The 9,335-nt window shown below is 48.4% G+C and carries 9 protein-coding genes; 5 read left to right on the top strand and 4 right to left on the bottom strand.

Annotated features, from left to right (window positions below):
- Positions 1-336: 336 nt before the first annotated feature.
- On the bottom strand, positions 337-1,152 hold the full coding sequence (locus C7B65_RS26210; protein WP_073075288.1) for an acyl-CoA desaturase: 816 nt from the start codon (positions 1,150-1,152) through the stop codon (positions 337-339).
- Positions 1,153-1,426: 274 nt separating this feature from the next.
- On the opposite strand from C7B65_RS26210, the gene C7B65_RS26215 reads away from it, so the two are divergent.
- Positions 1,427-2,656, top strand: a complete 1,230-nt coding sequence (locus C7B65_RS26215; protein WP_073075287.1) for a methionine gamma-lyase family protein — start codon at positions 1,427-1,429, stop codon at positions 2,654-2,656.
- 540 nt (positions 2,657-3,196) lie between these two features.
- Here C7B65_RS26215 and C7B65_RS26220 read toward each other — a convergent pair.
- The gene (locus tag C7B65_RS26220; RefSeq protein WP_073075289.1) at positions 3,197-3,679 is read right to left on the bottom strand and encodes a hypothetical protein; all 483 of its coding nucleotides are present in this window, start codon (positions 3,677-3,679) and stop codon (positions 3,197-3,199) included.
- A gap of 79 nt (positions 3,680-3,758) precedes the next feature.
- Between C7B65_RS26220 and hetZ the strand changes: the two genes are divergently transcribed.
- The 3 genes from hetZ (at position 3,759) to C7B65_RS26235 (ending at position 8,363) form a co-directional block, all read left to right on the top strand.
- Positions 3,759-4,949: a heterocyst differentiation protein HetZ gene (gene hetZ / locus C7B65_RS26225; protein ID WP_073075286.1), complete on the top strand. Its 1,191-nt coding sequence runs from the start codon at positions 3,759-3,761 to the stop codon at positions 4,947-4,949.
- A gap of 12 nt (positions 4,950-4,961) precedes the next feature.
- The gene (locus C7B65_RS26230; protein ID WP_073075285.1) at positions 4,962-5,987 is read left to right on the top strand and encodes a hypothetical protein; all 1,026 of its coding nucleotides are present in this window, start codon (positions 4,962-4,964) and stop codon (positions 5,985-5,987) included.
- A 138-nt stretch (positions 5,988-6,125) separates the two neighbouring features.
- Positions 6,126-8,363: a transglutaminase TgpA family protein gene (locus C7B65_RS26235; protein ID WP_073075284.1), complete on the top strand. Its 2,238-nt coding sequence runs from the start codon at positions 6,126-6,128 to the stop codon at positions 8,361-8,363.
- Here the strand turns inward: C7B65_RS26235 and C7B65_RS26240 are convergent.
- Complete coding sequence (locus C7B65_RS26240) at positions 8,338-8,721, bottom strand: HEPN domain-containing protein (protein ID WP_073075283.1); 384 nt, start codon at positions 8,719-8,721, stop codon at positions 8,338-8,340. The genes C7B65_RS26235 and C7B65_RS26240 overlap by 26 nt on opposite strands.
- On the bottom strand, positions 8,711-9,076 hold the full coding sequence (locus tag C7B65_RS26245) for an SH3 domain-containing protein (RefSeq protein WP_073075282.1): 366 nt from the start codon (positions 9,074-9,076) through the stop codon (positions 8,711-8,713). Before C7B65_RS26245 ends, C7B65_RS26240 begins: the two co-directional genes overlap by 11 nt.
- A 20-nt stretch (positions 9,077-9,096) precedes the next feature.
- Between C7B65_RS26245 and C7B65_RS26250 the strand changes: the two genes are divergently transcribed.
- A partial coding sequence (locus C7B65_RS26250; protein WP_146135853.1) for a DUF4129 domain-containing protein occupies positions 9,097-9,335 on the top strand: 239 nt, incomplete at its 3' end.

Consider the following 9,335-nt stretch of genomic DNA (forward strand, 5'->3'; position numbering starts at 1 on the left):
ATCAATTCTGGAACAAGCTGAATCAATATGGCTTTTCCATTGCGCTCTAAGGGTATCAAATAAAGGTCGCACCCGTTGTTTGTGTCAAAACCAGCATACCTAGATTCTCATCACTTCTATTCCGATCCTGACAGGACTTCTCAATTATTTCTATGATCTAGCTCATCTTTCAATTCAGATCAATTCACTGTGAAGTTGCACAGGATAAAACAATACAAAAGCTAGACCAGGTAGGAACTTCAATATCTGCAACCTAGGCAGCCTCAGACAGAGTTGGTATCAAGTGCTGATACTGAAGGATGAATCGAGAGTGAATTCATCCTTCAATAGTTGACGCTATTCCTCTCCGGCTAGCTTCACTTTTGTGGCTAACCCTAGCGATCGTAAGAGTCGGATCGTCATCCAAGTCATATCAATTTCCCACCATTTCATGCCATGACGGGCAGAATGTTGGTAAGCGTGGTGGTTGTTGTGCCAGCCTTCGCCATAAGTCAGAACTGCGACCCACCAGCAATTTTTGGAGTGATCTTCTGCGTCATAAGTCTGGTAGCCAAACTTATGAGTGGCACTGTTAACAAACCAGGTGCAGTGAAAAACCGCCACCAGTCTCACAAACACACCCCAAACCACAAAAGGCCAGCCTCCAATTAAATAGAGTACAGCGCCTAATGCGATCTGGATCGGAAAGAAATTTTTGTGAAGAAACTTATAGAATGGATCATCACAAATGTCTTTCGTAAAGCGAGCAATTTGATCTCTACAAGGAATCTCATAGAGCATCCAACCCATGTGACTCCACCAAAAACCCTGATTAGAATCATGGGGATCTGACGGCTGGTCAGAATTTAAGTGGTGAATTCGATGCATGCCAACCCAATCGATCGGACTCCCCTGACAAGAGAGCGCACCACAAGTCACCAAAAAATATTCCAACCATTTAGGAGTCTGAAAGCTGCGGTGAGTCACCAGACGATGAAATCCGAGTGTGATACCCAAACCGCCAGTTACCCAGTGCAGGAAAACAGCGACACCCACGGCTGCCCAGCTAAAGTTGCTAGGCAGCAGGGCAAAGAGTGCCCCGATATGCACCGCCGCCATAAATAAAATGACAGGGAAATCGAGGCGGAGTTGTTTTGAAGTTGCGACAGTCATGCAATAGTCTCGATATGGAACAAGGTACCTAGTCTGTGCGAAACGTGAATTAAATGTGGGGGCATGGCACTGCCGTGCCCGTTGCCATCGCAAGCAACGGATATTATTCAATCCACAATCTCAAAGTGGAGGAAGTAGAAGATCGGAAGGTATAATAAACTCCCCTATCTTTTGGTTCCCTTGCCGTGTCAGAGTCGATGATCGAACAGACAACCCAAATGGGATCAAGCGATTCGCACACTCCACTTTAACGTTCTAACCCAACACCACCGTGATGGATAGCTCCACAAAGCTACAAGCAGCAGAAAAAGCACTCCTCCCGATTTTTTCTGGTATTGACGCTCAGGTCAAGAAAAACTTAACAAGAGTCCTCAATGCCTACCGAAATCATCGGATCGGCGTTCACCATTTCGCGGGTGTCACGGGCTATGGGCATGACGATCTGGGTCGGCAAGTGCTCGATCGCGTCTTTGCCGAGATCGTCGGAGCAGAAGCGGCGGTGGTGAGAGTGCAGTTTGTTTCTGGCACTCACGCGATCGCGGCGGCTCTGTTTGGGGTGCTGCGTCCCGGCGATGAAATGCTGGCGGTTGCAGGGGCACCCTACGACACCCTCGAAGAAGTGATCGGACTGCGGGGCACTGGGCAGGGATCACTCAAAGAGTTTGGCATCGACTACCGACAGTTGAATCTAACTTTGGAAGGAATGATCGACTGGAGTAACCTAGCTCACGCCATCAAATCGAATACTCGCCTCGTGTCGATTCAACGATCGTGCGGCTATTCATGGCGACCCAGTTTGACGATCGCCGAGATCGAGAAAATCATCCATCTCGTCAAGCAGCAAAACCCCGATACGGTTTGCTTTGTCGATAACTGCTATGGCGAATTTGTTGAAGATCGAGAACCGACTGCCGTTGGTGCAGATTTAATGGCAGGTTCGCTGATCAAAAATCCAGGCGGGACGATCGTGCCCACAGGGGGCTATATCGCAGGTCGAGCAGATTTAGTAGAGGCGGCTGCCTGTCGGCTCACGGCTCCGGGTGTGGGCAGCTTTGGGGGAGCGACCTTTGACTTAAATCGGCTTCTGTTTCAAGGATTGTTTCTCGCGCCTCAGATGGTCGGAGAAGCGATTAAGGGCAATCATCTGACGGCTTATGTGTTTGAGCAGTTGGGCTATCCGGTCAATCCACTCCCAATGTCACCGCGATCGGATGTGATTCAAGCGATCAAGCTCGGTTCACCAGAGAAGATTATTGCCTTTTGTCGAGCGATTCAAAACCACTCTCCGATCGGTTCCTATCTCGACCCCGTTCCAGGTGAGATGCACGGCTATGAAAGCCAACTTGTGATGGCGGGCGGCACCTTTATTGACGGCAGCACCTCCGAATTCTCTGCCGATGGGCCTTTAAGAGAGCCTTACGTCGTGTTTTGTCAGGGTGGGACTCATTGGACTCATGTGGCGATCGCCCTAGAGGCCGCGATCGCAGCAGTAGGAGCCGCCTAATGCCTGTTATCTATTCCATCTCAAAATCTTTGTTTGATGTGATCACTGCAACTCTTACAAACATCTCCACCCATGCTCAATTTATCTTTTTAAAACGCCACTTAAAGCATTGATAAAGATTAAACAGAAATCGTTAATTTGAATTAATAAACCTCCGCCAAATCTCTTAGAAACCTCATTCAATTCGCGTAGTTTTCACCGATTTTTAGTCCATAAGTTTCAAGAGTCTGTATTAAACGTAACCGTTTTTACCACGTAGGTAATCGCTTCTAGCAGGAGCGATCGTATAAAGATTAGATGAACTAGGAGCCTTAAAATATAAGGATTCTGTTTGAATATCTGATTCTCCCTTAAAACAGCCCATCCGTAGGTACAATCAGTAAGAACCCGTAAGTAATACGGTTGACCGGGGTGCTGCTTTAACTTGATTCGAGAAGAGACTGGAGACATGAGATTTCAAGAAGATTTTTTCTGAATTATTTCTCAAGATCAACAGTCCCAAACTTGATTAAATGAGCGCCTAACTTAGCCAGAAAATACTTAAGCAATATCACTCGGAATATTGACTTGAGTATCTGCATCTACCTGACTTTGCAAAAACTGATGGACTAAGGTTTCCAATTCGGCTCGTTGCACTTCTGTTCCTATCGTCACATTCCCTGGTGTTTCAAAAAAGATAATGCTGTAAATACTCGTCATTGCCAGCATTTGAAACAAAATATCCATGACCGGAACAGGCACCGCAATCATATTCGGATCGGAAAGCGCAAAAGGGCCTGCTGCCACATCCTTTAAAGTGGGAAACGCATAAATCACGTTTTTCTCAATCTCTGATTCGGTACGATGACCCAGGGTCGTCATGACCCAACTGTCATCTAACGTTTGCATCACGTAATATTGCAAATGCCGCAATCGTTGAGCCAGGATTTTAAGCGCTGGCGCGATCGACTCAACCAGTTGAGGGGTTGAGCCATCTTGAGGGGCACCTTCAACGAGCGCCTGAGTTTGTTGGTCTAAGTCCATTGCCAAATCCATCCAAAATAATCAGGGTTTCTTCTACCTATCATTGTGATCTAGCTGTCCCAAAATTGAGAGAAAGCAATTGATTTGTAAGACCTTAGAAATCGTTGGGGATGTTTGCCAGAGCGTGGAAGCAATCTTTCAAATGCTATTGAGCGAATTGAAACAGGCAACCACTGCATCTGAGCAAAGAAGTTGTAACGGCGTTGCCGATCGCTTAACCCAAGAAGTCGGTCGCATCTGCACCGAAAGTAAGCGCATTCAAGCCTCTGGAGAAGCAGACGCTTGGGCAACCGCTCTAGCACGGCACCGACTTCAGCAATGTCTGACCTACTATAGTCTGGGTTCGGTGCGGGGGCGGGTCGAGCTGCACAGCAACTTAAGTGCTGTCGTTTATCGATACATTAACCCGTCTATGAGCCAAGCGAGCTATCAAGCCCGTCTGACGCTGATCGAAGACTTCCTGCAAGGGTTTTATGTCGAAGCGTTAACCGCTTTTCGGCGAGAAACTCAACTGGGCCCGACTTATACGCCGCGCACGCTCATAGAGCTAGCCGAATATATGGCGTTTACAGAGCGCTACGGCAAACGGCGAATTCCGCTTCCTGGGAACCGCAATCAACAGTTGATTATTCTGCGGGCACAAACCTTCTCACAGCAGCAGCCCACCGAGACGCTGGTCGATTTAGAACGGGCAGCCGAGGGCACTCTGTTAGAGTCTGAAACTCCGTGGAATGTGGCATCGATTCAGCAAGTTCGAGAGCAGATGGTCGCTCAAGAGCCAGAATTGCCAGAAGACACCCTGCGCCAAACGGTGATCAAAGAACTGGTCGCCTATCTAGAAGAGCGCAAACAAGCAGACTGCATTGAATATTTTGTGCTGCGTCTGCAAGATCTCCCAGCTAACGAGATTGAGCAAATTCTCAAGCTAACCCCGCGCCAACGAGATTACTTACAGCAGCGCTTTAAATACCATTTAATCAGGTTTGCTTTTTCTCATCATTGGGAACTCGTCCACCAATGGCTAGAAGTTGACTTAGAGCGCAATCTGGGCTTGTCTAACAAGCAGTGGCAAGCGCTGCAAGAGCAGATTACGCCCCAGCAAGGTACGCTATTGAAGATGAAGCAGCAAAAAATGCCCGACGCGGCGATCGCGCAGACGCTGGGCTGCACCATTAACCAAGTTCAGAAACAGTGGTTTAAACTGCTAGAACAGGCTTGGGAAATTCGGAATGACCAAGATTCCGGAGGAAGCCAATCTCCTCATGAATAGGGTGTTATCACAATGGATCGTGACTCGGAAGCGTTACAGAAAAGTTACCTAAAACTTTTGCAGGAACTTGGTTTGACCCCTCCTGACGTGGTTGACGGCAGCGACTTAAAAATTGTTGCCGCCGCCATGCAGGATGATCTGACTGACCCGCAGCGCTTAGATTCTGAGATGTCATTCGATCCTGACAGCCCCTTTGAGGAGGATATGCTACTAAAACCGGGAGAAATACCTGCTGTGCAAGACCGTTTTTATACCCTGCTGAAAAATCGTCTACAGATTGAGATCCAAAACAAGCCGCCTCTATTCCCCTGGGAAAAAGAAATCTCCGATTACGGTTCGGAAACAGCGGACTCTGAAGTTAAGCAACCTGTTTTTTCAGCCGCCTCACTGTGGATGGCTCAACTTCGTCGTCTCAGTTTGCCTGTCCCCCTGCCTGAACTCGTGCTTTTAGACCTGTTAGAGCAATGTCAGTCAGTCTTACTGTCCCCTCTACGCGAAGGTGCCAAGCTTGTTAAAGCGGTGGATTCCTTTTTCCCAGGGCAATCGCGGCTGTTGAACGATGTGGCTGGATACATTATGGTGTCTCCCGCCCGTTCAACTGCGGTTAGCTTGCAGCAGCTTGCCGCCGAAGCAGGCGCAGAGTTACCCAGTCAATATGAGGACGCGATCGAAACTCAGCAAATGGCGTTGTCACTGCTGGCAGCCCGCGAGATTATGAGTGCGCTGACGCTAACCGTCTCGCCCAAACAGCCGACGATCGAGCGGCAATGGCTCACCGATCGAGGCATCCTCACGTTAAAGACCGAGTACCAGTTTGGTCAGGAAACTGGGCGACTTCAAATTAAAGCAGAACTACCCTGCGGTGGAAGCTTGCAGTTTCAGGGAGAGCAGTGGCAAGCGCTGGCAGATCGTAAAGACGCGGGCAGTCTGAGTGTAGAACTTCGGGAGTTGAGTCTTAATCGCACTTACCCACTAGAAGTGCGTTTAGGCGAAGCAGACGTAATGACTTTTGCGATTCGCCCTATGAGCGCCGGATAGAAGAAGGGGTAAAGGGTAATAAAGGGTAAAAAGCTAGAAAGAAATTGGTAGAGTCAGGTGGAGCATTCTCAGTCGCCTCTGGGTGCACAGGGGCACTATGAACCTTAAATGTATCTTTCTACCCTTTACCCTTTCTAAATGAGACAGTCATGGTGGCAACGAGTTAAAGCCTTGCCAATGCCAGAACCCGAAGAGTCGATTCTGTTTAGGATCTTGACTCAGGTATTGGTGAGTGTCGGAATTGTGGCGACCGATCTTGCCGCCGATACCACCTTTAGCCTTTGGGCAGTGCCGCTCAGTCTGCTGGGAGCTACTTGGAGTTGGATGCGTCGCCGTGAGCGCAACATTCCGACTAAGTTTTTGCTGGCGATCGGGATGCTGATCGCATTGGCGGCGTTTTTTGTCCGCATGATCGGCGGACGAGAACTCAATGACACGCGACTGGTATTGGCAGAACTCCTGATTCAACTTCAGGTGTTGCACAGCTTTGATATGCCTCGCCGCAAAGACTTGGGCTACTCGATGGTGATCGGCATTATTTTGATCGGGGTTGCTAGCACTCTGAGTCAAACGATGGCATTTGGCGGAATGCTGCTGGTGTTTTTGGCGATCGCGCTCCCTGTCTTAGTGATGGACTATCGATCACGACTAGGGCTAACGCGATCGACTCCCACAAAAGCCAAACTCCGCAAGGTCAACTTTGCGGCTCTACCGTTGACCTTTTTCTTAACCTTGGCGCTGGGGCTAACGGTGTTTGCCGTGATGCCCCGATTTTCTGGCTACCAACTGCGAAGCTTTCCGATGAGTTCTCAAATTGCAACTCAGGGGAAGTTTGACAACAGCCGGGTCAACAATCCTGGCTATGTGCGCGGCGGCAAAGCGGGAACAGGACAAGGGAGCGGACAGAGCAACAGTGGGCAGATGGATGAAGATTTTTATTATGGCTTTAGCGATCGCATCAATCAAAATCTGCGAGGACAACTCAAGCCAAGAGTCGTGATGCGCGTCCGTTCCCAAGCTGAGGGATTTTGGCGGGTGTTGGCGTTCGATCGCTACACAGGTCAAGGCTGGGAACTCTCGCGCAATCGCGACACGAAAACCATCAAGCGTCCTGGCTGGTCATATCAGTTTTATTTGCCTCAAACCTTTAGTCGCAGTCGCAAAAAAGAGGTCGTTCAAACCTACACGATGGTGACTGAGTTGCCAAATTTGATTCCGGCACTGTCACAGCCGAGAGAGCTTTATTTTCCGACTCAAGAAGTGGCGATTGACGCAGAAGGGGGTTTGCGATCGCCCGTCGGACTGCAAGAAGGCTTAACCTATACCGTGATTTCAGAAGTGCCTTATCGCGATCGGACTTTGTTGCAAAAAGTGGCGATCGAGGCGGTTCCTGATGGCAGTTTGTATCTACAAATTCCTGAGAAAACTTCAGAAAAAATCCGCAAGCGTACAGAAGAGCTTTTAGCAACCTCGCCTCAGCCGATTACGGCCCCTTATGAGAAAGCGTTATTTTTGGCGCAGGCGTTGAAGCAGCGATACGCAATTCAGCCTGATATGCCACCTTTGACGAAAGATCAGGATCTCGTAGAGGCATTTCTGTTTGGCTTCAAAGGTGGCTACCCCGATCACTTTTCGTCTGCGTTGACGGTGATGTTGAGATCGATCGGAATTCCGGCTCGGCTCGTAGCGGGGTTTGCACCGGGTCAGTTCAATCCATTCACCGGACTGTATGAGGTGAAAAACACCGACGCTTATGCAATGACCGAAGTGTATTTTCCCAACTATGGCTGGTTTGCGTTCGATCCGATTCCAGGACACGAACTGGTTCCGCCGTCGATCGAAGAAGACCAAACTTTCACGGTGCTGCAAAAGTTTTGGAAGTGGGTTGCGGGCTGGTTGCCGTCGCCCGTGACGAGTGTGCTAAATCGCGTGATTGGCACGATCGTGCAGTGGCTGGGAGGCATCCTCTCATGGCTCGTGGGGCTATTGTTCCGAGGCTGGATCGGGCTATTTAGCGGCTTAATTCTATTAACGGGATTGAGTTTTCTGAGTTGGTTGAGTTGGCAAGGCTGGCAAAAGTGGAGCGATCGGCGCAGACTCCGCAAATTGCCACCGATGGAAAGTCTTTATCAGCAGATGCTGAGTTGGTTAGCAAAACAGGGGTTGCGTAAGCACCCGACTCAGACCCCGCTAGAGTATGCGCGTCAAGAAGAATTGCAGACGGGCGATCGTGCCCAAACGATTCAAGACATCTCTCAAGCCTATGTGAGATGGCGCTATGGGGGGCACTCTCCAAATCTGCGAGAGCTTCAGCAACGATTTCGAGAAATGAGAAAAAGAGAGGAAAAGTCTAGTTTTGCAAGTTTTCTAAAATAAAAATAACTTCTTGGGACAACTCTAAAGAAATCTCTGCGATCGCGATTAATCCAGGGAATTTATCCGTGTAGTCTGCTTGATTTCGATACAGTCTTAGTCGCCGCAAATTGTCAGCGATCGTTTGATTATTGGGTTCGGCGTTAAGTCTAAATTGTTGAGCAACGTCGCGATGAGCTTCCCCGGTTTGTGAAACAGGAAGCTTTTTGTAATCTCGTAGATAATTTCGTGCTGACAAAAAGGCGGCATAATAGGCGCGACTAATCGCTGTTCTTTGTCTAGCTTCTAGATTTGCAGGAGTCGTTGATTTTCTAGAGAGTTCTTCTGCAAGCGTCAGATATTGTTTCCAGTCAAACGACATCCGAATACTCCAGCAAAACACAGATTTTGCCCCACACTTGACGTGAAACTCCTCGCCACCAATCTTGATCTAAATGTCTTAAACGTTTAAGTGCTTCTTGAGGATCAAGGCTCGTCAAAATAACCAGGACTATTTCTATGTCATCAGCAAGCTCTGGATCAACTCTAATGTCAAGAAAAAGCTTTTCAGTGGGGAAGTAATGCTGAATACTAGCGGGGGCTTCTAGCAAAGTGTTAACGATCGCTGGAGATCCTTCCAAAAATCTCAGAATCTCCGATCGTTCCTTCAGCGTGTAAAACCTTTCTAAGGTGACAATTTGAGTTTGAGAAAGACTGACTGGAACAGTATTTGACATAAATGTAAACCTCAAATCTGATGCCATCTTTTTTCTACTTTACATTGTTGCAGATGGGCGATCGTGTCCAAACGGTTCAACACATTTCTCAAGTCTATGTGAAGTGGCGCTATGGGGGACACTCTCCAAACCTGCGAGAGCTTCAGCAACGACTTCGAGAGATGAGAAAGACAAAAGTGAAGGGGTGCGACCTTTATTTGATACCCTTAGAGCGCAATGGAAAAGCCATATTGATTCAGCTTGTTCCAGAATTGATCCC

It is taken from the genome of Phormidesmis priestleyi ULC007 (assembly GCF_003003695.1).
Classification (GTDB): Bacteria; Cyanobacteriota; Cyanobacteriia; order Leptolyngbyales; family Leptolyngbyaceae; genus Phormidesmis_A; species Phormidesmis_A priestleyi_A.

Excerpts from the sequence above, each read along its gene's own strand:
- C7B65_RS26210 (WP_073075288.1), bottom strand. The coding sequence starts at position 1,152 with ATGACTGTCGCAACTTCAAAACAACTCCGCCTCGATTTCCCTGTCATT.
- C7B65_RS26215 (WP_073075287.1), top strand. The coding sequence starts at position 1,427 with ATGGATAGCTCCACAAAGCTACAAGCAGCAGAAAAAGCACTCCTCCCG.
- C7B65_RS26220 (WP_073075289.1), bottom strand. The coding sequence starts at position 3,679 with ATGGACTTAGACCAACAAACTCAGGCGCTCGTTGAAGGTGCCCCTCAA.
- C7B65_RS26230 (WP_073075285.1), top strand. The coding sequence starts at position 4,962 with ATGGATCGTGACTCGGAAGCGTTACAGAAAAGTTACCTAAAACTTTTG.
- C7B65_RS26235 (WP_073075284.1), top strand. The coding sequence starts at position 6,126 with ATGAGACAGTCATGGTGGCAACGAGTTAAAGCCTTGCCAATGCCAGAA.
- C7B65_RS26240 (WP_073075283.1), bottom strand. The coding sequence starts at position 8,721 with ATGTCGTTTGACTGGAAACAATATCTGACGCTTGCAGAAGAACTCTCT.
- C7B65_RS26245 (WP_073075282.1), bottom strand. The coding sequence starts at position 9,076 with ATGTCAAATACTGTTCCAGTCAGTCTTTCTCAAACTCAAATTGTCACC.